Source organism: Paenibacillus sp. J31R98, assembly GCF_056269245.1.
The window spans coordinates 43626-68918 of sequence record NZ_JBWDNO010000005.1 but is presented as its reverse complement, the minus strand read 5'-3'; the positions used below and the strand labels follow the sequence as shown (position 1 = coordinate 68918).

Here is a 25293-nt window from a genome sequence, read left to right as displayed (position 1 = left end):
AAGTGGGCCGTAAGAGCATGGATTACCGCATTAACGACATTGATCGTGTAATTAAAAACGCGGTTCTTGTGATGGAGGACAGCAAATATCAAATCTTCGAAATTTGCGAGTCCGCGCGCAAGGAAATGTTTGCCCTAGGCCAAGAGCTGAACCAGGTTATTGCTGAAACAGGAGCCGTTATCGATAAGGTTGATAAGCTGGAGCTGGATTATCGCAGAGCGCGAATCCGCTTGACTGAAGTAAGTCGCGACTTTGTCCGATATAAGGAAGAGGACATTAAAGCGGCCTACGAGAAAGCGACGCAGCTGCAGCTCGATCTCATGGTGTTCAGGGAGAAAGAGACCTACTTGAAGTCTCGCCGCGATGAATTACAGCAGCGTGTGCGGGGCGTAGAGAAGTCGATAGAGCGTGCGGAATCCATCGCTTCGCAAATCAACGTCGTGCTTGAATATTTGTCGGGTGACCTTACGCAGGTCACTCGCATTCTTGAATCGGCTAAGAACAGACAGCAGATTGGTTTGAAAATTATTTTGGCACAGGAAGAAGAGCGCAAGCGGATTGCTAGAGAGATTCATGACGGTCCTGCCCAGTCGCTCGCCAATATAGTTCTTAGGACGGAAATTGCGGAAAGAATGCTGGTTAAGCAGGAATTTCAAATCGTCCAGGAAGAATTAATAGATTTGAAGAGTCAAGTGCGCTCCGGCATCGAAGAAATTCGCAAAATCATTTTCAATCTGCGACCTATGGCTTTAGATGATCTGGGACTTGTGCCAACACTTCGCAAATATATTCAAGATTTTGAGGAAAAAAGTAAAATTCGCGCGATGTTCGATACGATCGGCAAGGAAATTCGACTTCCATCGGCAATGGAAGCGGGGATCTTCCGCATGGTCCAGGAAGCATTCACGAATGCGTTCAAGCATGCGAACCCATCCTTCGTCTCGCTCGAGGTTACGTATCAAGGCCAAATGATGAAGATTGTCGTGAAAGATAACGGTGTAGGTTTCAATGTCGATGCGTTGGAGTCGCAGGTAAGCGACAGTAACCACTTCGGGCTGATTGGCATGCGCGAGCGGGTTGAACTGCTCGATGGAAGGATGGAGATTGAGTCCAAGATTGATAATGGCACCAAAATTATTATTCATATCCCGATAAATCCGGATCAAAGAAAGGAGTAATTGACGATGGAAATCAATGCTGTAAACGGCAAACGCAAAATTAAAGTATTGATAGCTGATGACCACCAGCTATTCCGCGAAGGCTTAAAGCGGATTCTAAATATGGAAGAAGATCTTGAAGTCATCGGCGAGTGCAATGACGGCATCCAAGTGCTCGAATTCTGCAACCAGAACAAGCCGGAAGTCGTCCTGATGGATATTAATATGCCGATTGAGAATGGGGTCGTTGCAACGGAACGGCTGCGGGATATTTTCCCAGAGGTCAAGGTTATTATTCTATCTATCCATGATGATGAAAGCTACGTTTTCGAGACGCTTCGCAAAGGTGCAAGCGGCTATCTGCTCAAGGATATGGAGGCAGAGGCGCTGGCAAATGCCATTCGTTCAGTTGTGAGCGGTTACGCGTACATCCATCCGAAGGTAACGGGCAAGCTGATTAATCAGCTGCGCCGCATGACGTACCTCGATGAGATCGGCGCAACTTCAGGAGCGGCTGCAACACGTGAGGCTGGCGTGAAGTTTATCGCAGGCGAGAATAACCCGCTAACACGCCGTGAAGCTGAAGTGCTTCGTCTCATGGCAGAGGGCAAGAGCAACAAGATGATTGGCGAGTTCCTGTTTATTAGCGAGAAAACGGTTAAAAACCATGTCAGCAGCATTTTGCAGAAGATGGAAGTGGATGACCGTACGCAAGCAGTTATTAATTCCATCAAATTTGGCTGGGTCACGCTATAATTCGATGCATACATAGTAACGTAAAGAAGCTTCCGCTTGATGGCGGGAGCTTTTTGTATGTCATCTTCAAAAAAGTTTGTGCGAAGTGCAGGGGTAAGCGAGGGCACAATCGTCTATTGTAGGTGAGAGGGGGGAGAGAGATTCGGGACGAAGCGTTAATTGCACAAATTCGAAATGGGGACCAGGAGGCGTACAGCGAGCTTGTAGCGCAGTACCGGGACGAGCTGTACCGGCTAATCTGGAGCGTGCTGCGGGATACGGCAGATGCGGAGGATACGCTGCAGGAAGCATTCGTCCGAATCTACCTCTCCCTCGGGAACTATCGGGGTGAAGGATTCAAGACGTGGGCAGCGCGGATAGCGGTTAATCTTGCGATTGACTGCAAACGGAGCAATGCCCGCAAGACGGAGCTGCTCCAGCGTGAAGCTGCAGCAAGTACCGAAACGCCGGCGGTTCAGCTTCATGCGCTGCCTGCCGAGACGGAGGTATTGAAGCGAGATCGCAGGCGACGAGTGAGGGCGTTGGTCGGCGCGATGCCGGAAGGATATCGCAGCATTGTACGCTCGTATTTCCTGGAAGATCGGCCGCAGAAGGAAATTGCAGAGAGGGAGCAGCTGCAGATTAAGAGTGTCGAATCGAAGTTGTACCGCGCGAAACAATGGATGCGCAAGCATTGGAAGGAGGAGGATTTGGAATGAACCATCGGGACGAAACGAACTTGCGAGATTACGCGGAGGATAGACTGCAGGAGCAAGAGAGGCTTGAGACGGAGATGCATCTGGCAGAGTGCGAGCAGTGCTTGATGCGGTATATGGATTTGCTATCGAATGTGGATGCGGATGCAGGTGGCCCGCAGGTGGAGCATCTAAGCGAGCAGGCTGCGAATGCAATCACAATGCGAGTCATGGAACAGGTAAGAGCGTTAGAGCCAAGACTTGTAACGACTCCTGAGGTAGAGCTTGCGGCAGTCCAATCCCCTCCTCAGCAAAATGCAGGCGAGGCAGAGGTTCAGCGGCGCAAGAAGACGAGCAGAGGAAGTCGCAAACAGACGCTCATTCATTATCTCATTGCGGTGTGCGTCATGCTGCTGCTCATGTCGACAGGAGTATTCCAGAAGCTTGCTGACCAGCCCGAGCATTGGGAGGAGCAGCAGCTTAGTAAGCAAGATACGGTAACGACCTCCATCATGGAACGGACATCTGCCGTTATTGATGCGATGGTCGAGAAGCCGAACAAATAATCAATTATATAAGTAAAGGAGAGAGCGTTGTGGTCAAAAATCCAGTGCTGACCTTGTTTCTAGGCTTTCTGCCGGGCATCGGGCATTTCAATGTCGGTCGCCCGGGACGAGGGATGCTGTACCTTCTATTATGCATTGGCTTCTTATTCTTCGCGATTATAGCAGGATCCGCCGATGAGGAAGGCTTTCTCTTCATGGGGCTATTCTTCTCCGCGGTAACCTGGATCATTAATTTCTTGGATCTCATTATCTATCTCATCCGTCATAGCGGAGGCAATCGAGCAATTACAGCCCCGCCGGCTCATCCGATGTATGTCTCGGACCAGATGGATAGCGTGATGTATACCTCCTCCCCATCCCCGTCCCCTGAGGAGATGGAGAACAGGTCCAGAGAGAAATTTTATACGATTCTGTTGTCGTTTATTCCAGGGCTTGGCCATTTGCAGCTGGGGCTTATGCAGCGGGGGCTGAATCTGATGATTGGTTTCTTCGGCTTGTTCGCGATGATCGTCTTTATAGCAATCTGGGCGGATCAGCCAGGCTTCCTGACCTTCCTCATTGCACTGCCGATTATTTGGATCTTCGGCATGTTTGATGCGATTCGACTTGTGCAATTGAAGCAGTCGGGCGTGACGCTGCAGGATAAGTCCGTCCTCGAGGATTGGGAGGAGCACCGCCAAGGGGGCAAGCGCAGCAAATGGCTCTCGACGGTACTCTCGATTATGCCGGGAGCGGGTCACATGTATCTCGGTCTGCAAAAAAGAGGGCTTCAGCTCATGGCAGGCTTCCTCTTGTCGATCTATCTTCTCGACGTGCTGCACCTGTCGTTGTTTCTGTTTATCGTACCGATTCTTTGGTGCTTCTCTTTCTTTGACGCGTTGCAGCAGCAATCCCGTCTGAACAGCGGGGAAGGGCAGCTTGAGGATGTGCCGATAGTCGACTGGCTTATTCATCAGCAGAAATGGCTCGGAATCGGACTTATGGCGCTTGGACTATACTATCTCGCCGATCGGATACTGCTCGATTATGTGCAGCGATTCTGGGACTGGCAGCTCTCTTCGAGCATTCGCTACTATTTCAAGACTGGACTGACCGCATTGCTGCTTATCGGAGCGGGCGTTAAGCTGCTCACTGGCAAGAAAGAGGTGAAGCCGGAATGAGACAATGGCGTGTAGGAACTTGGTCGATGGGGACAGCTCTCATTGCGATGGGCGTCATGCTGATGGCTTCCACTCTTGGCGGGGTTAAGTGGCTGGACCAGAGCATTGTCTGGTGGCCCATGCTGCTTATTTTACTCGGAATTGAGATCGTCATCTATCTATGGCGCGGCAAATCCGAACAGCAGGCAGTGATTCTTCGATATGACTTGTTCAGCATTATCGTCGTAGCGGCGCTGGGCGGATGTTGTCTGGTGTTTACGACAGTAAGCGCATCTGGGTTGCTCGATGAGGTGCGTGGCAGCATCGGCGCGCAGCAGGTTCGTGTAGAGGCCAAAGCGGTGTCGGAGCCAATTGCTTCTGACGTGAAACGGATCGTGGTACAAGGCGAGAGTTACTGGAACGGCCGTGTTCATCTCGATGCCGACGGCAGCGGCAGCAGTCAGGTTCAAGCGTTCGGTGGTTGCCGATTTGAGCTTCAGAAGGATGCTGCGGCGCCTGGATCACCGGAGCTGGTCGAGACGCGACAGGTAGGAGATGCGCTGTACGTAACGGTGAAACAGCCTTCGGAGGAACGGCATATGCTGAACGATGGTACGCCGTCATGCGATCTTACGATTGTGCTGCCGCGCGAGAAGGCGGTTAGCATTAGGCAAGGGTCAGGGATGATGATGCCGCCGGGACCTAGTCTGCCGAAGGGATGGCAAGTCATACAGTAGTATTTTTAGGCTGACAGGCAAGCCCCTTTTTGCGACTTGTCCGTGAATGTCCGTCACCCATGGGCGCTTCGCGGCATATGATGTCACAAAAAAGGAGGTGGCTGCCTTGATTCCAGTACTATTATGGATCTTCGGTTGTTACGCCTTGGCAGCGGCTGCCGTCCATGCCGCATACGCGCTTACCTGGAAGCGACAGCGTAATGTGCAGCATTACGTGCTAATCGCGGGTAACCACCAGCTGCAGATGGAGTGGTATATGCGATCGCTTAGGCGGTTCTCTCGTTTTACCGGCACAGAAGTGAAAGTGACTGTCGTTGAGCGCGGTTCGCATGATGATACGCTGGGCATCGCGAGGTGCTTTGCAAGAATGGGCATGAATGTCGATTTTCACTCCGCTACCTTGCAGAATGAGTATACCGGCACTGTGATGGAGACACGCGGAAGGTTCGCATCTGTAAAAGGGCGTGCGGCTACGGTGACAGCCGACGAGCGTAGTGGGAAGGAAGCATTGCGTGCTGGCGATCCACAACAAACCGTACAGAAGATCGTAACGAATGGGCAAAAGCCTGATGCAAGTCTCGGGCACAGACCTTCAAAATGGCAACGCTTCCGTGTGAGCCTCTGGAAATCGCGCAAGCCGCGAGCGAAGAAGCAGTCTGCTTCCGTTGAACCGACGAATCTGTTATGGATGCTCCAGGCTGAAGGCATTGTTTCTGCGAAGGAACATGCGGTATTAATTGATCTGCGAGATCCGGCGGACTTGTCGAAGCTGCCGTATTGACGGAAGAGATGCGGGAAGACCCTGCGCTGTTCTTACAAGGGATTGCAGTGCCGCGGAGGTCGATGTATAATCGTAACAACTGAATATCCGGACGAGTGAAGCACACCCGTAGAAGCTGCCTTTGGCAGTTTTGGGGTGTGCTTTTTTGTTGTGCGGATTTGAGGGAAGGGGGCTGGAGCTAGTGGTTAGGAGTGATACTTGGGAACGTACAAGCGTACGAGCGTGAAATAGATAGCTGCAACTTAAGTTTGCCGCCGAATTGGAAAACAGTAAACCAGAGAGATAGTGGTTTGAGCGAGCGGAGAAGGGAGAGGTGGTTATGGTATGCAGGTTGTTGTGTATGCGGTATTGGCACAGGGGCAATCGTGGGCTAGTTGGTCCGTAGCGCCTGAGGTGGATTATGCTTACTTGCTGGAAAGCGGATATAGGGAGGTAGCTGAGCAGGTAGCCCAGCAATGGAGCGCTGCGACAGATCGGAGTGGAGGAGTCCGTTTTGAGGAAAAGGCTGGTTATGCGCATGCTGTTATGGCGTGGTCAGCTCCGATACCGTTAGGGCACGCTGCGCAAGTTTCAGCGAGGTGGTCCGGCAAAGCTCGGGACGAGCATGGTCTGCGCGAGGAATTAACGCGCCTTGTTCAGGAAGCATGGGCATTCGATGTCCGCTTAGGCTTGCCGATTCAGGAGCGGGAGGTTGCCCATGCGGTTCGGGTTGTTGCGTCCGGAGGTACGGCGGACGCGGCGGAGCTGGCTGCGCGAGCTTGCCGCGCAGCTTCGCTCTTGCAGGGCCGAGCGCTGCTCAGCAGCGAAGCGCTCGCCCTGCTTGGGGCCGCAGGCGCGGCCGAGCCGGCCGGCGCAGCGCCGCAGCCGTGGAGCGCGGCAGCCCCCGCGCTCCAGCTGGCCGCGCTGCTCGGCCTGCTGCGCCTAGGCGGCGCAGTCGCCCCGGAGCCGCAGCCCCGGCTGCTCCGGTGGCGTGCGGCGCTAGGCGCAAGGCCGCGCCTGCGGCTCCGCTGCCAGCGCTGCGGCAGCGGCACGGCGCGAATGCGCCGCACTCCATGCGCGGGATGCGGCCGCGCATGCGCGTACTGCGAGGCGTGCCTCACCATGGGCCGCAGCCGTGAGTGCGGCCTGCTCATCCTTGGCACGCCAAGTCTGCAGGTGCGCAGCGCCGCCATCGTGCCAAGCGCTACCCTCGCGCCAAGTGCATCCTGGGCACTAAGCTCTGCCCAGGCCGAGGCTGCAGCCGCGGCGCTGCGTTACATGGCGGGACCGCCTACCCGCCACCCAAGTGCTCCGCGCAAATTCCTGCTCTGGGCAGTCACCGGAGCGGGCAAGACCGAAATGATCTTCCCGCTTATTGAAGCTGCAATTCAGCGAGGGGGAAGGGCGTTAATCGCAACTCCGCGCCGTGATGTTGTTCTGGAACTAGATCCACGAATTCGCAAAGCATTCCCTGCCGCGGCTGTAGTCACCTTGTACGGCGGGAGCAACCAGCGCTGGGACCAGGGCGAGATTACGATCGCCACGACACACCAATTGTTCCGTTTTCAACATGGATTTGATCTGGTCGTAATCGATGAGATCGACGCTTTTCCTTATCATAACGATTCAATGCTCCAGTATGCCGCCGATAAGGTATGCAAGCCTGACGGGGTGAACGTGCTGTTGTCGGCAACACCGCCAGCAGACCTTCGCAGCGCGGCAAAGAAAGGCCGTCTTGCGCATGCACGCGTGCCTGTGAGGTTTCATCGGCATCCGCTTCCGGTGCCTAAGCAGCATAGCATCCCGCCTGTGCATAAACTTCTAGGCGGGCGCCGCTTCCCGAGGAAGCTTGTCCAATCGATTCAACGTTCGCTTGATCGCGGCGCTCAGCTGTTCTTGTTTGTTCAGCAGATTCGTGAGGTCGAGCCGCTTGTTCGCATGCTCCGAACCAGCTTTCCTGGTATTGTCATTGAAGGCACTTCATCCAAAGACGATGATCGTGCAAAGAAAGTTACTCGCTTTCGGGAACGAGCGATTCGGCTGCTTGTTACGACTACGATACTCGAGCGCGGTGTCACAATACCGAAGATCGATGTGTATATTCTTGATGCGGATGGCAAGCTGTTTGACGATGCTTCGCTTATCCAGATGGCAGGCCGAGCGGGGAGGTCCAGCGACGACCCTGCGGGCATGGTCTACTTCTTCGGTTCCTCCCGTACGCGATCGCAGCAGTCCGCTATCCGGCAAATTAAAACCATGAACCGAATCGCACGCCGCAAAGGTTTCCTACTATCCCGCAAGGAAAGGAGCTGATTGTCTTCATGTCCAGTGTTAGCTCTCCCGTCTCCCCCAATGTGTTGCCCATCACCATCCCTGCCAAGCTCCGATCGATCATGACTGCAATGCGGCAGTCGGTTCAGCTGCTTACCACTGCCTCCAGCGTTTGCCTAATCTGCAGTAACGCAGACAGCAGACCGCGTCATCCGAAATTCCCCTCACTGTGCGCGCCTTGTTTTCGCCAAATCCCGTGGATTACCCGAATGGCTTGCATGGTTTGCGGCCGCCCCGAGTATTGTCCAGATTGCTCCCGCCGCAGCGATGCAGCTTTTCTCTGCAACCGTTCGGCTGTGCGATACGATGCTCGCATTCGGGAATGGCTCGCGCTCTATAAGTATAGGGGACACGAAGCGCTCGCTCCATTGTTTGGCGAGATGCTGGCAGCTGCTTATCGCGGTCTATCGAAGGAGCTTCCTCCCCGGGAAGCCCGTGTTGAATCGCTTCCTCCAATTGATGCGATTATTCCGGTTCCCGTAAGCAGCGAGCGCCTGGCAGAGCGCGAGTTTAATCAAGCGGAGCGACTTGGCGCTTACCTCGCGGCAAACGTACAGACTCCGCTTCATCCCATTTTGAAGAGAACACGCCATAGCTCTAAGCAGAGCTACAAGACCAGAGGAGCGCGCTTGCGTGATACGAATAATCTCTTTGCAGCAGACCCAGCGCTCACCTCGAGCATGCTATTAGAGTTAAACCAAACCCATATCCGCCTCGTTATCGTCGATGATATATATACAACTGGAAGTACGGCGAATGCTTGCGCAGTTGCAATCGCAGAAGAAATTCGAAGGCACAAGCCGACCGCTGTCGTGGAACTCTACATTCTTACGTTGGCGCGCTCATAGGACAATAGAATCATTTTTAGTACATAACGAACTAATCCTGCTAAAAGTTGGTGAAAAAGGTGGTGAAATTTGTCCTTTTATGAGTTAATATGAAGTCACCAATGGATGAATGAAGGGAGCAGTGAACGATGGATCTCGGTAATTGCCCTCGCTGCGGAAAGCTGTTTGCCAAAAACTTTCGTGATGTTTGCGGAAATTGTATAAAAGATATTGATCATGAATATACCTTATGCTCCGACTACCTTCGCAAAAATAAGGGTACCGATATTAATGAGCTCGCTGATGCAACCGAAGTTTCCATCAAGCAGATTACGAAGTTTATTCGTGAGGGCCGGATTTCGCTAGTGAATGCTCCGAACTTGATGTATCCTTGCGAGATGTGCGGTGTTTTGATTCGTGATCATACGAAGTGTGATAGTTGTAGAGCCAAGCTGCTGACGGAAGTAAACAAGTATCGCTCGACTCAGACTTCAACTTCTACCAAAGCCCCTGAAAAAACACCATCCTCCGCTGCTTCTGCCTACCGGAATTTGGACAGAGGCGAATGATTGCGGTTTCCTTTGCATTTCCTATAAAATATTAACGTAATGTGCCGATAATACTCTTAGATAGAGTTATCGGCTTTTTTATATGTTTTGGAGGGATTATGATGAAGATCAATCAGACGCAGCGGATTAATGCGGTAAATCCATATCAGAAACAGAACGACTTGCAGACAGGAGCTTCTAACCGCAAGCGCAAGACAGACGAGGTGCAAATTTCAGCAGAGGCGCAAGAGATGCTATCTAGCAGCCGTGTAAGCAGCGCCGACCGCAGCCAGCTGATAGACAACTTGAAGCAATCGGTTAACTCCGGCACTTATCACGTGGAATCCGGCAAGATCGCTGAGAAGCTGCTTCCTTTTTTGAAAAATTAACGACAAGATAGGTGAGCCTCGTGAATGTAGAAACAATTATCGCAACGCTTGAGCAGCAGGCTGATGTGTATGGTCAACTACTTGCTCTGGCGAATGAAAAAACACCTTATCTTGTAAATAACCAAGTGGAGCAGCTGAATATGGCGCTTCAGAAGGAACGGAAGTTAGTGAAGGCGGCAGATGATCTGGAGCAGCAGCGTATGAGGCTGTGCGGCCAATACTTTACGAGTCTCGGGATGCTTCGCTATAAAGGCGGCAAGATCAGCGAGATGATCCGTACCGTGACATCGCCACGCGAGAAGCAGCAGCTAACTGACCTGCATCACACGTTAACGAGCCTACTGGAAGATCTGCAGAGAGTAAGTGGGCTTAATCAGCAGCTTATTCAGCAGTCTCTTAAATTTATAGATTATTCCATCGATTTGATGGTGGAAGACCCGAACAGTGATGTTGTTTATCAGCATCCCCATAGTCAAGGTTATAACACCAATGTGCGATCTGGTATTTTCAATACAAGAGGATAGGGAGTGAACTAAGGCATGACGTCTTCTTTCATGGGGATCGAAACGGCGAAGAGAAGTTTGTTTACACAGACTGCCGCATTGAATACAACAGGGCATAACATTTCAAATGCCAATACAGCGGGCTATTCCAGACAAGTTGTCAATATGACGGCTGCTAGACCGATGGAGTATCCCGGGATGCAGCGTTCAAGTACACCGGGACAAATCGGTACAGGTGTCGAATTTCAATCGATTACTCGCATTCGTCAATCATTCTTAGACGATCAATTCCGAAACCAGAATAAATCGCTAGGCAGCTGGGAAGTACAAGCAAGCACATTGGACAAGCTTCAAAGTATTGTGAACGAACCCTCAGATTCTGGACTGCGGACGGTTATGGACAACTTTTGGAAGTCATGGTCAGATCTTAGCAAAGATCCTGAGAACGTAACCGGACGTAAAATCGTTCGTGAAAATGCGATGGCTCTCACCGATGCCTTTAATCAAATGAGCAAGCAGTTGAACGATTTTAACAATGACCTGACGTCTAACATTCAAGTTAAAGTGAGCGAAATTAATTCGACGATCTCCACAATCTCCAGCTTGAACGTAGAAATCGAACGGGTCGAAGGTTTAGGTAATGATGCGAACGATCTCAGAGATCAACGCGACCTGTTAACGGATAATTTGTCTAAAATCGTGAACATCAATGTGACGAATACGCCACAAGGCTATGACATTTCGATGGGCAACGTTTCACTAGTTTCCGGCGCTACAGCAACTCCAACCACCTTAGAGGATTTGACAGCGGCGTATGGTACCGGGGACGGAACAGGTGACTTAAACGACGGCGAAGTATTCGGTATGTTTGTATCACAGAAGAAATACGTTGGAGATTATATGAAGCAGTTGGATACACTTGCGAATACCATTGCTAATGGTAATTTGTCTGTAACTATTCCAGCAGGATCCGTTTTGCCTACTGGTTCTGTTTTCGACGGTGTAGATTATTCAGGCGTTGTTAATTCAGATGTTACCGTGAACGTCGCGGGTCTGAATGGATTATATCGACTTGGCTATACCTTTGAAACTCCTGCTCAATCAGGTAGGGATTTCTTCACATCTACTAACGGCTCAATTACAGCTTCAAGCATTCAACTGAATCCCGATCTGGCCAATGATTCCGGCTTAATTGCGACATCGCTACGGACTACAGGAACTGGTGCGAACGAAGTTGCGGTTAAAGGTAATAATACGATGGCATTATTGATGGCGAATCTCAAAGACACCTCGTTCTCCTTTACTTCAAGCACAAATGGAGTCCAGAGTGGAACGATTGACGATTATTTCCAATCTTTTGTCGGACAACTCGGCGTTCAAGGGCAAGAGGCACAGCGACAGTATGATAACCAGCAGAATCTTGTTCAACAAGTGGATGCTAGTCGCCAATCGGTGAGCGGAGTATCGCTCGATGAAGAAATGTCTAATTTGATTAAATTTCAGCACGCATACGGAGCAGCTTCACGCTTTATGACAACCTACGATCAGATTCTAGATAAGCTTATTAATGGGACAGGTCAAGTCGGTCGCTAACCGGAAGAGGAGGCAATTAAATGGCATTAAGAATCACTCAAGGCATGATGCATTCGCAATTGCTTAGTAACGTCAATAATAATCTGCAACGTATGAACGTTGGGCAGAATGTACTTGCAACAGGACTCAAAATCAACAAGCCTTCTGATGATCCAGTCGGTATTACATATGCGCTGCGTTATCGCAGTGAGCTCTCCATAAATGAGCAGTATCAGAAGAATGTGGACTCCGCGAAGTCATTTGTTGATTACACGGATACCATTCTAAGCCAACTGACGGATACGCTGCAGCGTGCCACCGAGATTACGAATCAAGGCGTAAACGGAACAAACCCACAGACAGCTCTGGATGCGATTTCTGCAGAGATGGGAACGATTTATGACCAAGTCGTAACGATTGCTAATGATAAATATAACGGCAAATCGATTTTCAATGGACAACTTACAGATCAAACTCCATACACATCTGCAAATGCAGCGTATGAGCAAACGGATACCCAATCCATCAACTATACATTTGCGGCAGGCGTTACGGTTCCCATTAATGTGACGGGCAATGAAGTGTTTGGCGAGGCCAACCCAGCTCCTCCAGCTCCCGAAACGAACCCAGATAACCTATTTTCAGTGTTAAAAGGGCTGCAGAATGCTTTCTCGTCAGGCGATCAGGAGAAGGCGCGAGACTTGATGAATCAGCTTAGCAGCAGAATGGATAAAATATTAAATGTCCGATCAGAAGTAGGGGCAAGATCGAACCGTATTGATCTGATGGCTAATCGCCTTGACGATATGAACACCAATATTACGGCACTTGATTCCAAGGTAGAAGACGCGGATATGGCAGAGACGATTACGAAACTGCAAGAAGATCAGAATGTGTATCAGGCCTCTCTTTCCGTTGGGGCTAAGATTATCCAGCCGAGCCTGATGGACTACTTAAGATAATCCAAAGCGGGTGATTCGACTATGAACTTATCTAAGGTGTCTATTCAACAAACCTTCGGGCAAATTGCCATACAGACACAGAATGCTAGTCAAGAGATGCATTCGCAAGCTGCGGAGCTGTCTATTAAACAGCCACCTGGAACACTTGAAATCAATTCGCCACCTGGTGATTTGAACATCGATTCTTCGGCTGCCTGGTCGGCACTTGGGAAAGGGCCCAATCTAGAGTGGATGTCGATGATCTATAGCCAGAGCAAAGGCATCGCGCTTCAGGGAATCGCTCGAATCGTATCGGAGGGGCATCGCATGGCTCAGATTACGAATCCGCAGAATCCATTTGCTGAGATTGCGAAGCAGAATTACCGTGCGCCAAATCCGGTTCAGTATACGACAGCACCCTCCTACACAAATGTGAAAATCAATTATCAGGCTCATCCTGCAGAAGTTACAGGTGTGCCGCATCCAGTTGAATTGCAAGCTTCCTCTCCTCAATTGGATGTTCAATATAATCCCGGTTCAGTTAACATCTACATGAAACAGCAGAATAGTATTGATATTCAAGCGAGTCAATATGATTGGTACAAATAATACAAAGAGATGCTATAGCACATGCTATAGCATTATCTCGTTTGAGGGGGCTTTTTACTTGCTAAATTTTTTGCAGGATAAAGTGTTTCAATTAAATGGCACTATACTTGGTTTCGATCAATGCAATGAGTTTGCTATATCTGTGGTGGAAGAGAATGATCATTTTGCTTATTTGCGAAGCGTTAATCAGGAAGGTGTTGAGTTTCTAGTCGTCTCCCCGTTCTCGTTTTATCCGGACTATTGGGTTGAGTTAGAGGAGAAGGATAATCAGCTTCTGGGCATTCAAGCTCCTGAAGACGTCTGCATTCTGTCGATCGTAACAATCAATGAGCCTTTCCATGCATCTACAATCAATTTGCTTGCTCCGATTATTCTGAATGTGAAGAATGAACAAGGGAAACAGACAGTCCTTCCACCGAAGCGTAAATACAGTACGGTGGAACCGCTCTTTAAAGCAGAATCAGTGGGAAGTGGTGAATAGATATGCTTATATTGAGCCGGAAAAAAGGTCAGTCCATCATCATCAATAACGATATCGAGATCTTTATCTCTGCGATTGATGGGGATCAGGTTAAGGTTGGCATTAATGCGCCGATCGAGGTTAGTATACTGCGTAAAGAAGTATACGAAGCTGTGCAAGCAAGCAATAAGCAAGCAATGCAAACTCAGGTAAATCTGAATGACTTGAAAAAGCTCTCAAGCTTAAAGAAAAATTAAGCAGAAGCCTTTTATTCTTTTTTTGAAATCACTCTAAACTTTCATTAAGTTCTTCCGATAAATAATGTGTAAGGCTAACAGCCGGTTCCACATGGAAGTGGAAAACAAACATTCAGGGAGGAAACTTTCAATGATTATCAATCACAACATTAATGCAATGAATGCTCACCGCAACTTGGCATTCAACAACGTTCAACAAGGCAAATCCAGCGAGAAATTGTCTTCCGGTTACCGTATCAACCGTGCAGCAGATGACGCTGCAGGTCTTTCGATCTCCGAGAAAATGCGCGCACAAATCAAATCGCTTAGCCAAGCACAACGTAACACTCAAGACGGTATCTCTCTCGTACAAACAGCTGAGGGCGCGATGAACGAAGTTTCCGACATGCTGACTCGTATGAAAGAGCTTGCTACACAAGCAAACAATGGTACGTACAACGCTACTGACCTGAAAGCAATGGATAACGAGTATCAGAAGCTCGCTACTTCGATCACAACTGATATCGCATCCAACACGAAATTCAACGGTATCACTCTGTTGAACGGTACGAAAGGGACTGTTTCGATTCAAACTGGCGACAACAGCGCTGACGTCGTTGCGATTGACCTGTCGAAAGCAACTATTAGCACTCTGACTTTCACTAACATTTCGACTGCTGCAAGTGCAAAATCCGCGCTGTCTGAAATCGACACTGCAATCGGCACTGTTAACACTGGCCGTTCCGAGCTTGGTGCTGTTCAGAACCAACTCGAGCACCGTTACAATAACACGGCGTCGACAACTGAGAACCTGCAAGCAGCTGAGTCCCGTATCCGTGATACAGACATGGCGAAAGAAATGATGAGCTACTCGAAGTTCAACATTCTGCAGCAAGCTGCTACAGCAATGTTGGCTCAAGCGAACCAAGCACCACAAGGCGTTCTTCAATTGTTGCACTAATTTTAACTGGAAAAAGCCCATTGAAATTTCAATGGGCTTTTTTTTTAATGGAGGGTCTAGATGCTCGTATCTGTCTGTATGATTGTACGAAATGAAGAGGCGAATTTGGAACGGGCATTAACCAGTATTCCTGCATCCTATGAGAAGGTCGTTGTTGATACCGGTTCAACTGACGCAACAGTAGAAATTGCTCAAAGGCTAGGTGCAAAACTAGCAAGCTTTACTTGGATGGACGACTTTGCTGCTGCAAGAAACAACAGTATTTCCCATGCAACAGGCAAATATATTCTAATAATGGATGCAGATGAAGCACTCGATCATGATATTGAGAATCAGATTGAACAATTTATCGCGAAGGAGCCGGACAGCGCTGCCGCGGTTACGATTATAACCACGATTAACGATGAAGCGCATAAACATCGTATGGTTCGCTTCTTCCCGAATAAGCGTGACTTTCAATTTATCGGCATCGTACATGAGATGCTGTATCACCATCGACAACCAGCTCCGTTCCAAACATCGGAGATGATCATATATCACTATGGATATCAGGAAGAACAATATGCGGATGGATCGAAAGTAAGCAAATATGTGGAGCTGTATAATAAACATTTAAGCCATAACCCGAAAGACGGTTATATGTTATATCAGTTAGGGAAGCTGTACCACTCCAATAAGGAGCTGGACAAGGCCCTCGACGCCTTTGAGCGGTGTCTTGCTGTAAATGAAAGGGGGCAGCTGTACTACCCTGTCATGCTTGTTATGCTGGGCTACACGCTAAAGGAAATTGGACAAAGTGCGCTAGCTGAAGAGTTGCTAAGTGCTGTGCAGACAGACTATCCGCAATTTCCAGATATGCCATTCTTGCTTGGATTGTTGGCTATGGACACAGGTAAGATTGCCGAAATTGAATCTAACTTCTTGAAAGCTCTAGCGATAGGGGATACATCGAAGTATACGTCTGTTGATGGTGTAGGTTCATATAAGGCGGAATATAATCTGGCTGTTTATTATGAAATTACGGGAAATACGGCGAAGGCGCTTCATTATTATAGATCTTCTGCTGCATCGAACTATGTGCCAGCACAAGAAAGGTTAAATCAATTGGCTTTACGGCAATAAATTCACAAACCCTCTAAAAATTAGGAGCGGAAAGTTCGATATTACTGGTAGAGAACTTTATATAAGGGGTGTAGGTCGTGGAAATAAACAAAGCCAATCAAGTGGGGTACGTACCCACAGCTAAGCAGACTTCGGATATCGCTGCCGCATCTGGTGCGAACACGAATTTGCTTCCGACAACGCAAGATCTGAAGCAAAAATCAGATTCCGATCTCACGATTTCAGAACGCGTCGTTATGAAGGCTGTGGAGAAAGCGAATAAAGTACGTGCGGGCATGGAGAGTAATGTCGAATACAGCGTGCATAAGCCGTCAGGAGACATTGTTGTCAAAGTGTTGAAGAAGGATACGAAAGAAGTCATTCATGAGTATCCGAATGAGAAACTGTTAGATTTAATCGATAAACTTCAGGAAATTAACGGTAGAGTCGTCGATGAAAAGAGGTAGAAACAGATGAATGCCAGGCCCCAGGATATTTACGCGAGGACTCAAGTCAATACGGCTCATCCAGGTGATCTTACATTGATGCTCTATAACGGATGTCTTAAATTTATTAAACAGGCTAGGGAGCATCTCGAGAATAAAAATATTGAAGCGAGAAATACCAACATTAAGCGTGCGCTCGATATTATCGAAGAGCTTCAAGCTACGCTGAATATGCAATATGATATTTCTCGCAATCTGTTTAGCTTGTATGCTTTTATTAAGGACAAGCTGATTGAAGCGAACATGCGTATGAGCAAAGAAAGTCTTCAAGTTGCTTTTGAGATGACTGAGGAGCTTCGCGATACATGGGCACAAGCGCTTAAACAAGTGAAGAGTCAGGGTGCAAAATGAATGCAGTGGATTCCGTACAAGAGTTAATTCTGCGGTTGAAGTCAACTGCTCTGGAAATTTTGCAGCTGGATTTGAGCAATGAATCCGCTATTGAAAGATTGGAGCAGCTTCAAACGGTTCAATCTCTAACGAGAGGGCGAATTGACGAGTTGTGCAACAGCGGCGGTATGCCTATTGATAAACGGAGTTTGAGAGAGCCGATTATTGAATGTGTCGAAATGGAAAGACAAATTGCAGAGAAGCTATCAGAACAACGCGGAGTTTTGAACGGGCATATAAGTCAATTTAAGAAAGCTGAGATGGCGCGCAGCAAGTACCAGACGACTTATATGCAGGCGGAAGGATATTTTCTGGATGAACATCAATAAAATGGCTTACAAATGACCCCTGCCGGCCTGCTAGCCGGTAAGGGGTTCATTTGTTAAAGCTAGGAGGAACGATTACGATGCTTTTATCCCTTTGTATGATCGTAAAGAATGAAGAGCTCACATTAGCACGATGCCTTGACAGCGTTAAGGGGCTAGTGGACGAGATCATTATTGTCGATACTGGATCAACGGATACCACGAAAGAAATAGCACTCCGGTATACGTCTAATCTCTATGATTATACGTGGACGAAAGATTTTTCCGCCGCACGGAACGAATCCTTACGGAAAGCGACAGGGAAATGGATTCTTGTACTAGATGCCGATGAGTTTGTTGAGCAAGTGAATCATGACAATCTGAGAAATGCGATCTCCAAAGTCGACACCAGCATGCCTCAAGGATATTTGCTGACAATTATGAATATGACAGGTCAGAATGAAGAGAACATGAGCGGTTTGCTGCAGTCCTCAGCTGCCAGACTGTTCCCCAATTCTCCGGACCTTTACTATACAAGACCGATTCATGAGCAATTGACTTATAGACATGGTGAAGTTGAATGTATTCCGATGGAATTCACTATTTTCCATTCGGGTTACACCGATGAGACAGTAGCTAAGAAAGATAAGTCTAAGCGGAATATGGAGATCTTCGATGCCATTCAAAGCAATGGTGATGAACTTGATCCCTATTATGATTTTACACTCGGGAATGAGTACGCGAATGCAGGGGATCCCCATAAAGCGTTGGAATGTTACGAACGCGCCTATAAACGGTCCGACCTAAGTTTGAACTGGATTCCGCATTGCAGTGATTTCATGGTAACGAATTATTTACTTATACATGAGTATGCCAAGGCTCATCACATGATACAAACCGGCCTGAAGCGCTGGGGGGGTTATAGCGACTATCATTATTATTCCGGCTTTCTGTATGAAGGACTGGGATTTAATGAAATGGCGAAGACAGCCTATTTGAAGGCAATAGAGATTGAAGAGACAGCGGATCAATCAGGAAAATCTGCTACGATTATTAGATCGCAATTTGCTAATGTGTTCCCATCTCGTGGTCTGGCACAGATCTATTATAATGAGCAAAACATGGGACGAAGCGTCTACTATTTGTCTAAGGTGCTAAACCATACACCAGATGATGCTGCTGTATTATTTAAGCTCATCAAGATTCTGGTTCAGTCCGAGCAGGATTCGGAAATTATCTCTTTGCTTGAGAAACTGTACCCTGCAGCTAAACCTACCAATTTACTGCTGCTGTTCCGGGTGTCCATTATGGCTTCTGCTGCGGGACTTGCTGGGCATTACTATAATCGACTGACCGCACTGCAGGTAGAACCTGGCAAGCCAGAATGGCTTGACTACGCGCTGCTAATTAATGACTTGCCACTATTTAATCGAGTGAATGATATGATTCAACAGACAGAAGTGCTGGAGCCATTGTTTATAAAGCTTCGTTTGCTTGCTCTACTGATTTGGAGAGAGCCGACTCACATGGCCCAATTTCAACTAGCAGAGAGTCACTCGCTGCATAACGTTTGGTCTTCTGTTACTGCATTGCTAAAAGGCGAGGAGCCTACCCCAATTGCAGATCAAGACCATATCTATTTCAATGAGCTAGTTATGCAGCTATTTAATCTGCAAGCTTATGAGGCGTATGATTTACTAATTAATCATTTATCGGGACCAAATACTATTAACTATATTGGTGATTATTTCTACTCCATTCATCAGATTGAACTAAGTCTGGATTATTATTCTCTGCTCCTTAAGGAGAATGCTCTACAAGCGACTGGTTACGCGAACCTTGCGAAGTTGTATCTAAGCCAAGGTGAAATCGATCAAGGCTTGGAATGGCTCACTCAAGCGATTGCGCTAAGTCCGGACAAGCCGGATTTATATCTTCTGTACTGCAAGCAGACTCGTAATCATTCCGATAAAAAACGCTATAAGAAAGCCTTCTTGGAGAAGTTCCCGAAGCTTCAAGGACTTTCGTTTGTTAATGCAATATTATAGACAGGAAATTCAAGGAAACATTAAACAATTGCGGTCGAATCAACGATATTAATAATAAGAAGAACTTTATCGGAGGTAAACGCATATGGTCATGAGAATAGCAGGCTTAGGCTCAGGTATGGATATCGACAGCATGGTTACAAAGCTGATGACGGCAGAAAGAGCCCCGCTAGACAAATTAAAGCAAACCGATCAGAAACTCGCATGGAAAGCTCAAGCTTACCGCGACATTAATGTGAAAATATCAGCTTTCCGTGATTCATTGTCTTCACTTCGTTTCAGCGGCTCATGGGGAAAAACATCTTCGGTGTCTTCCGATACGACGAAGGTTGATGTATCCTCGGTTGGAAATGCACCTTCGGGTACTCATAATATTGTTGTAACATCATTAGCAAGAGGGGCTACCGCGGTAAGCGGTTCTACTGCTAGTGTAGCGCCGAGTCTGCAAGGGACTGCAGATTTGAGCGGAGGTCTTACGATCTCTTCTGCAAACAACAACAATCAACTCAGTGTAACGTTGAATGGAGTAACGAAGACGATCACAGTTGCAGCTGGAACATACAGTGATAACAATTCCTTACAATCAGCTATTCAATCCGCGATGGATCAATCCTTTGGCGCTAATCAAATTAAAGCTGATTTATCCTCGGGTAAAATAAATTTGACTCCAAAAGGAGATCCTAGTTATTTGCCGCAACTGAAGGTGGGGGCGGCTGGCGGTAATTCAGCGCTGATGACTAACCTTGGTTTTACCGAGGGCCAATCTTTCAAGCTGGATAGCACAGCTACTTTAGCTTCACAAGCGGCAAAATTAGGCGGAGTAGATCTGACAGGCGACTCTTTTACAATCAACGATCAAACTTTTACCATTTCAGCAACAGATACGCTCAGTTCCGTGATGGCTAGAGTGAACAATTCCGCAGCAGGCGTCAACATGTATTATGATTCCGTAACGGATAAAATTAGCGTGACAAGCAAAACCACGGGCGATACTGCTAGAATCGAATTTGGAGCTTCTAGTGACTTTCAATCGGCATTCAATTTAGCTACACCTGCAGCAGCTCAGCAAGGGAAGAACGCGGTGGTAAAGATTGACGGCGTTGACGCTACTTACCCATCCAATACAGTAACTTCAAACGGAGTAACATACACGTTGAAAGCCCAAACGGATTCAGCTGGTATCAATGTGAATGTTAACCAGGATACGGACTCCATCTATAATTCGATTACGGACTTTGTTAATAAATATAACGATTTGATGACAAGTCTGAATACGAAAATCAATGAGCCTGTCTACCGTGATTTTCAGCCGCTGACCGATGATCAGAGGAAGGCAATGACCGAGACGGATATTAACAACTGGGAGGCAAAGTCCAAGAGCGGGCTATTAGCTAGAGATAGCGGTCTGCAGCAGCTTCGCAACTCAATGCGTCAAATTTCGTATTCTTCTGTCTCTGGGTTACCATCCGACATGAACGCGCTCTACGAAATCGGAATCTCAACCTCTGGATTTACCCAAGGGGATACGACCAATGCAGGTAAACTTACAATAGATGCAACGAAATTGAAGGATGCAATTTCCAGAGATCCACAAGGCGTCATTAAGATATTTGCGAATCAGTCCCTAACTGGCACGACATCGGAACAAGGTGTTATGCAGAGGCTCTATTCCTCTTCAACCAGCTCGATAACGAACATTATCAAGACCGCGGGTTCTGGATCGGAAGCCTATGATAAAGTTACAAATACATTAGGTCATCAAGTGAATGATTTGAATGCAAAAATTCTTGAAATGCAAGACAAGCTATCGACCAAAGAAGATAACTACTATTCGATGTTCTCCAAAATGGACACGGCTATTGCAAACAGCAACGCACAATCTAGCTGGCTGTCTAGCTTTGTGAACTAATGATTTAAATGATAGAAAGGGTCTGGGAGATATCCGGACCTTTTCTATTAATTGTATTATTGCCTGTGAACAAAGTGAGTTTTGTTCAAAATGTATTCGCTTACAAAAATATATTGACAATATTGTGAAGTCGATGGTATATTCGATTTGTGGGCCACGCCTAGTGATCCTACAGTTATTTGAAGATGAAGGGAATGTTCTGAATGCAAGGTAAAGTTAAATGGTTCAACGCAGAGAAGGGTTATGGTTTCATCGAGACTGAGCAAGGCGGAGACGTATTTGTTCACTTCTCAGCTATCCAAGCTGAAGGCTTCAAAACTCTTGAAGAAGGCCAAGCGGTAGAGTTCGACATCGTCGAAGGCGCACGCGGTCCTCAAGCAGCAAACGTAACTAAACTGTAATCATCCCGCTGTTAAGCGGCCACATAATTGTAATCGCTTAACCGAATGTGAACAGCAGCAGCCCCGGGCAACCGGGGTTTTTTTGTTGTTTCCAAACGCAGACAGAAACTCTCATTTTGCCTCGCATTCACAGAATCTACTAAAATAAATTAAATATTCAAAATTGACTGAAAATATCTTTGAGATTGGGTTCATAGAGTGTTATAATAAGAACATGTAAAAGGAGGAATGCCACATGAGATACAACATTCGAGGTCAACACATCTTGGTGACTGACGCCTTGCGCGATTACGTCGAGAAGAAACTTAACCGCCTGGAGAAGTATTTTGAAGAGCCGATTACCTCCGAAACAAATGTTACACTGTCTGTAACGAAAGGCAAGCATGTCATAGAAGTGATGATCCCGCTCGCGAGCGTTATACTTAGAGCTGAGGAGAAGAGCGAGGATATGTACGCTTCGATTGATTTGGTTGTGGACAAACTCGAGCGGCAAATTCGCAAACATAAAACGAAATTAAACAATAAATTCCGTAGGGAAAGCGGCATCCGAACGTTGTTTAAGGATGACGGTGCAGCGGTACGCGTGCTTGATGAGGAAGAGGATTACGAGCTTGTTAGGACGAAGCGATTTCTATTAAAGCCGATGGATGTGGAGGAAGCCATTCTTCAAATGAATATGGTCGGCCATTCCTTCTTCATGTTCGCCAATTCCGAGACGAAGGAAGTGAATGTCGTCTACAAACGCAGTGACGGCAAATACGGATTAATTGCAGCAGATTAGGACAAGTTACGGGACCCTGGGCAACCAGGGTCTTTCTTTATAAGGAAGAAACGCGTGAAAAATGGAAAATTAGGTTAACCCAGCTTATCCCTAAGGGGGGCAACATTGCGAGAACTGCCGCAAACTGATACAATTTATGCAAACAGGCGTTACACACGAAAGGGGAAGACCATGCTCGGACTTGTTAAAAAATTATTCGGAGACGCCAACGAACGAGAGATTAAGCGTCTTTTGCGAACTGTTGAGGAAATTAATGGGCTGGAGCCGCAAATCTCACAACTATCGGACGATGGGCTTCGAGATAAGACAGCTGAATTTAAAGCTCGTCTTGAACAAGGAGAAGATATTGACTCCCTGCTTCCTGAGGCGTTCGCTGTTTGTAGAGAGGCATCCAAGCGGGTGCTGGACAAGCGTCATTATGACGTTCAATTGATTGGCGGTATGGTGCTGCATGAGGGCCAAATCGCAGAGATGAAGACGGGTGAAGGTAAAACGCTAGTTGCGACCCTTGCCGTTTATTTGAACGCGCTACTAGGTAAAGGCGTTCACGTTGTTACTGTCAATGACTACCTGGCGACTCGCGACAGCGAGCAAATGGGCCAGCTATATAATTTTCTCGGCTTGACCGTAGGTTGTAACTTGCACGGCCTGTCGCATGAACAGAAGCAAGAGGCTTATGCTTGCGACATCACATACGGAACGAACAATGAGTTCGGTTTCGATTATCTGCGCGACAACATGGTTCTATATAAGGAACAGATGGTACAGCGTCCGCTTTATTATTCCATTATTGACGAAGTTGACTCCATCCTTGTCGATGAGGCGCGTACGCCGCTAATTATTTCCGGTCAAGCTGCGAAATCGACGGAGCTTTATTTCGCTGCGGACCGTTTCGTGCAGCGTATGAAAGTAGAAGAGGATTTCACCGTTGATATTAAGGTGCGTTCGGTTACGATGACGGAAGCCGGCGTAGAGAAAGCGGAGAAAGCATTCAGCATTGAGAACTTGTTCGATCATGCGAATGTAACGCTTAATCACCACATTCAACAGGCGCTTAAAGCGCATGTTATTATGAAGCGCGACGTTGACTACGTTGTGCAAGACGATGAAGTTGTCATCGTCGACGAGTTTACAGGCCGTCTGATGGCTGGTCGCCGCTACAGCGATGGTCTTCACCAAGCGATTGAGGCCAAAGAACAAATCAAGGTACAGAACGAGAGCATGACGCTCGCGACAATCACGTTCCAGAACTACTTCCGTATGTACCGCAAGCTGTCTGGTATGACAGGTACGGCGAAGACAGAGGAAGAAGAGTTCAAGAAGATCTATGGTCTTGAAGTTATTACGGTACCGACTAACCGGAAGAACGTTCGTAATGATATTGCGGATGTTGTCTATAAAACGGAGAACGGGAAGTTCAAGGCTGTTGTTGAGGAAATCGTGAATCGCCATAAGAACAATCAACCGGTGCTTGTAGGTACGGTATCCATCGAGAACTCCGAGAAGCTGTCCGAGTTGCTGAAGAAGAAAGGCATCCAGCATAAGGTTCTCAATGCGAAGTACCATGCGGAAGAAGCGGAAATCATCTCGCGTGCGGGCCAATCGAGCTCGGTTACAATTGCGACGAACATGGCTGGCCGTGGTACAGATATTTTGCTCGGCGAATCGGTTGATGGAGTGGGCGGTCTGCACATCATCGGTACGGAGCGCCATGAGAGCCGTCGGATCGATAACCAGCTGCGCGGTCGTGCGGGACGTCAAGGCGACCCGGGTTCATCGCAGTTCTATCTGTCGCTTGAAGACGAACTGATGCGCCGCTTCGGTTCCGAGAATATTATGGGCATGATGGAGCGTCTGGGCTTCGAGGAAGATCAACCAATCGAGAGCCGTCTTATCTCCCGTGCGATTGAATCTGCTCAGAAGCGGGTTGAGGGCAACAACTTCGACCAGCGGAAGATCGTCCTTCAATATGATGACGTAATGAACCAACAACGTGAAATCATCTACAAGCAGCGCCGCGAAGTATTGTTCTCTGAGAACATTCGCGAGATCGTTCTTGAGATGATTAAACCGGTCATTACGAAGATCGTTGAAGCGCACTGCCCGTCTGATGATGTTCCGGAGAACTGGGAGCTTCAAGAAATCGTCGATTACGCGGAAGGCAACATTCTGCATGAAGACATGATTACGAAGGATGATCTGTGGGGCAAGGAGCCAAACGAGATCATCGAGTTCCTGTTCGAGAAAGTCGTTGCGCTATACGATCAGCGTGAAGAAGATATCGGCGCAGAGACGATGCGTGAATTCGAGAAGGTTGTCGTGCTGCGTGCAGTAGACAGCAAGTGGATGGATCACATCGATGCGATGGATCAGCTTCGCCAAGGTATCCACCTCCGTGCATACGGCGGTACAGATCCGCTTCGCGAATACCAATTTGAAGGCTTCGAAATGTTCAAGGAAATGATTGAGCATATCCAAGAAGAAGTCACCAAATATATTATGAAGGCGCATGTCGAGAACAACCTGGAGCGTCAAGAGGTTGCCAAAGGCCAAACCGAGTCTGGCGGCAGCAGCGAAAATGCTCAGAAGCGTCCAGTTGTTAAGGAAGAACGTGTACGCCGGAACGATCCGTGCCCTTGCGGCAGCGGTAAGAAATATAAGCAGTGCCACGGACAATAAGGCTGCT

At 47.9% G+C, this 25293-nt stretch carries 27 protein-coding genes; all 27 read left to right on the top strand.

Going from position 1 to position 25293, the window contains the following annotated elements:
• Positions 1–17 precede the first annotated feature (17 nt).
• The 27 genes from AC0YNX_RS19050 to secA all read left to right on the top strand — a co-directional run bounded on the left by AC0YNX_RS19050 (position 18) and on the right by secA (position 25286).
• Entirely contained in the window at positions 18–1178 is a 1161-nt protein-coding gene (locus tag AC0YNX_RS19050; RefSeq protein ID WP_475817292.1) for a sensor histidine kinase, read from the top strand.
• A 6-nt stretch (positions 1179–1184) separates the two neighbouring features.
• Positions 1185–1913, top strand: a complete 729-nt coding sequence (locus AC0YNX_RS19045; protein WP_475817291.1) for a response regulator — start codon at positions 1185–1187, stop codon at positions 1911–1913.
• A gap of 122 nt (positions 1914–2035) precedes the next feature.
• Entirely contained in the window at positions 2036–2611 is a 576-nt protein-coding gene (locus AC0YNX_RS19040; RefSeq protein WP_475817290.1) for an RNA polymerase sigma factor, read from the top strand.
• Positions 2608–3153, top strand: coding sequence for an anti-sigma factor family protein (locus AC0YNX_RS19035; RefSeq protein ID WP_475817289.1), 546 nt, complete (start codon positions 2608–2610; stop codon positions 3151–3153). The genes AC0YNX_RS19040 and AC0YNX_RS19035 overlap by 4 nt, the downstream gene beginning before the upstream one ends.
• Positions 3154–3182: 29 nt before the next feature.
• Positions 3183–4313, top strand: a complete 1131-nt coding sequence (locus AC0YNX_RS19030) for a hypothetical protein (protein WP_475817288.1) — start codon at positions 3183–3185, stop codon at positions 4311–4313.
• Complete coding sequence (locus AC0YNX_RS19025; RefSeq protein ID WP_475817287.1) at positions 4310–5029, top strand: LiaI-LiaF-like domain-containing protein; 720 nt, start codon at positions 4310–4312, stop codon at positions 5027–5029. The genes AC0YNX_RS19030 and AC0YNX_RS19025 overlap by 4 nt, the downstream gene beginning before the upstream one ends.
• Positions 5030–5135: 106 nt before the next feature.
• Positions 5136–5810, top strand: a complete 675-nt coding sequence (locus AC0YNX_RS19020) for a hypothetical protein (protein WP_475817286.1) — start codon at positions 5136–5138, stop codon at positions 5808–5810.
• 324 nt (positions 5811–6134) lie between these two features.
• The gene (locus tag AC0YNX_RS19015) at positions 6135–8102 is read left to right on the top strand and encodes an ATP-dependent helicase ComFA (protein ID WP_475817285.1); all 1968 of its coding nucleotides are present in this window, start codon (positions 6135–6137) and stop codon (positions 8100–8102) included.
• A gap of 8 nt (positions 8103–8110) precedes the next feature.
• Positions 8111–8968, top strand: coding sequence for a ComF family protein (locus AC0YNX_RS19010; RefSeq protein ID WP_475817284.1), 858 nt, complete (start codon positions 8111–8113; stop codon positions 8966–8968).
• Between the two features lie 128 nt (positions 8969–9096).
• Positions 9097–9516 carry a flagellar protein gene (locus tag AC0YNX_RS19005; RefSeq protein ID WP_475817283.1) on the top strand — a complete coding sequence of 140 codons (420 nt, stop codon included), beginning with the start codon at positions 9097–9099 and terminating at the stop codon, positions 9514–9516.
• A gap of 101 nt (positions 9517–9617) precedes the next feature.
• Positions 9618–9884, top strand: a complete 267-nt coding sequence (flgM, locus tag AC0YNX_RS19000; RefSeq protein WP_475817626.1) for a flagellar biosynthesis anti-sigma factor FlgM — start codon at positions 9618–9620, stop codon at positions 9882–9884.
• A gap of 20 nt (positions 9885–9904) precedes the next feature.
• The gene (locus tag AC0YNX_RS18995; RefSeq protein WP_475817282.1) at positions 9905–10408 is read left to right on the top strand and encodes a flagellar protein FlgN; all 504 of its coding nucleotides are present in this window, start codon (positions 9905–9907) and stop codon (positions 10406–10408) included.
• A gap of 15 nt (positions 10409–10423) precedes the next feature.
• Positions 10424–11980, top strand: a complete 1557-nt coding sequence (flgK, locus tag AC0YNX_RS18990) for a flagellar hook-associated protein FlgK (RefSeq protein ID WP_475817281.1) — start codon at positions 10424–10426, stop codon at positions 11978–11980.
• A 20-nt stretch (positions 11981–12000) separates the two neighbouring features.
• A complete protein-coding gene (gene flgL / locus AC0YNX_RS18985; RefSeq protein ID WP_475817280.1) occupies positions 12001–12921 on the top strand; it encodes a flagellar hook-associated protein FlgL in 921 nt (306 codons plus the stop codon).
• A 21-nt stretch (positions 12922–12942) separates the two neighbouring features.
• Positions 12943–13509: a DUF6470 family protein gene (locus AC0YNX_RS18980; RefSeq protein ID WP_475817279.1), complete on the top strand. Its 567-nt coding sequence runs from the start codon at positions 12943–12945 to the stop codon at positions 13507–13509.
• 58 nt (positions 13510–13567) lie between these two features.
• Entirely contained in the window at positions 13568–13990 is a 423-nt protein-coding gene (fliW, locus tag AC0YNX_RS18975) for a flagellar assembly protein FliW (RefSeq protein WP_475817278.1), read from the top strand.
• Positions 13991–13992: 2 nt separating this feature from the next.
• Positions 13993–14226, top strand: coding sequence for a carbon storage regulator CsrA (gene csrA / locus AC0YNX_RS18970; protein WP_475817277.1), 234 nt, complete (start codon positions 13993–13995; stop codon positions 14224–14226).
• A gap of 130 nt (positions 14227–14356) precedes the next feature.
• Entirely contained in the window at positions 14357–15166 is an 810-nt protein-coding gene (locus tag AC0YNX_RS18965; protein ID WP_475817276.1) for a flagellin N-terminal helical domain-containing protein, read from the top strand.
• A gap of 60 nt (positions 15167–15226) precedes the next feature.
• The gene (locus AC0YNX_RS18960) at positions 15227–16288 is read left to right on the top strand and encodes a tetratricopeptide repeat-containing glycosyltransferase family 2 protein (protein WP_475817275.1); all 1062 of its coding nucleotides are present in this window, start codon (positions 15227–15229) and stop codon (positions 16286–16288) included.
• Between the two features lie 77 nt (positions 16289–16365).
• Positions 16366–16734, top strand: a complete 369-nt coding sequence (locus tag AC0YNX_RS18955) for a flagellar protein FlaG (protein ID WP_475817274.1) — start codon at positions 16366–16368, stop codon at positions 16732–16734.
• 6 nt (positions 16735–16740) lie between these two features.
• Positions 16741–17124, top strand: coding sequence for a flagellar export chaperone FliS (fliS, locus tag AC0YNX_RS18950; RefSeq protein WP_475817273.1), 384 nt, complete (start codon positions 16741–16743; stop codon positions 17122–17124).
• Entirely contained in the window at positions 17121–17492 is a 372-nt protein-coding gene (locus AC0YNX_RS18945) for a hypothetical protein (protein WP_475817272.1), read from the top strand. The genes fliS and AC0YNX_RS18945 overlap by 4 nt, the downstream gene beginning before the upstream one ends.
• A gap of 77 nt (positions 17493–17569) precedes the next feature.
• Positions 17570–19516, top strand: coding sequence for a glycosyltransferase (locus AC0YNX_RS18940; RefSeq protein WP_475817271.1), 1947 nt, complete (start codon positions 17570–17572; stop codon positions 19514–19516).
• 85 nt (positions 19517–19601) lie between these two features.
• On the top strand, positions 19602–21425 hold the full coding sequence (fliD, locus tag AC0YNX_RS18935) for a flagellar filament capping protein FliD (protein WP_475817270.1): 1824 nt from the start codon (positions 19602–19604) through the stop codon (positions 21423–21425).
• 203 nt (positions 21426–21628) lie between these two features.
• Complete coding sequence (locus tag AC0YNX_RS18930) at positions 21629–21826, top strand: cold-shock protein (protein ID WP_116189559.1); 198 nt, start codon at positions 21629–21631, stop codon at positions 21824–21826.
• A gap of 235 nt (positions 21827–22061) precedes the next feature.
• Positions 22062–22607, top strand: a complete 546-nt coding sequence (hpf, locus tag AC0YNX_RS18925; RefSeq protein WP_475817269.1) for a ribosome hibernation-promoting factor, HPF/YfiA family — start codon at positions 22062–22064, stop codon at positions 22605–22607.
• A gap of 171 nt (positions 22608–22778) precedes the next feature.
• On the top strand, positions 22779–25286 hold the full coding sequence (gene secA / locus AC0YNX_RS18920) for a preprotein translocase subunit SecA (RefSeq protein WP_475817268.1): 2508 nt from the start codon (positions 22779–22781) through the stop codon (positions 25284–25286).
• Positions 25287–25293: the final 7 nt, after the last annotated feature.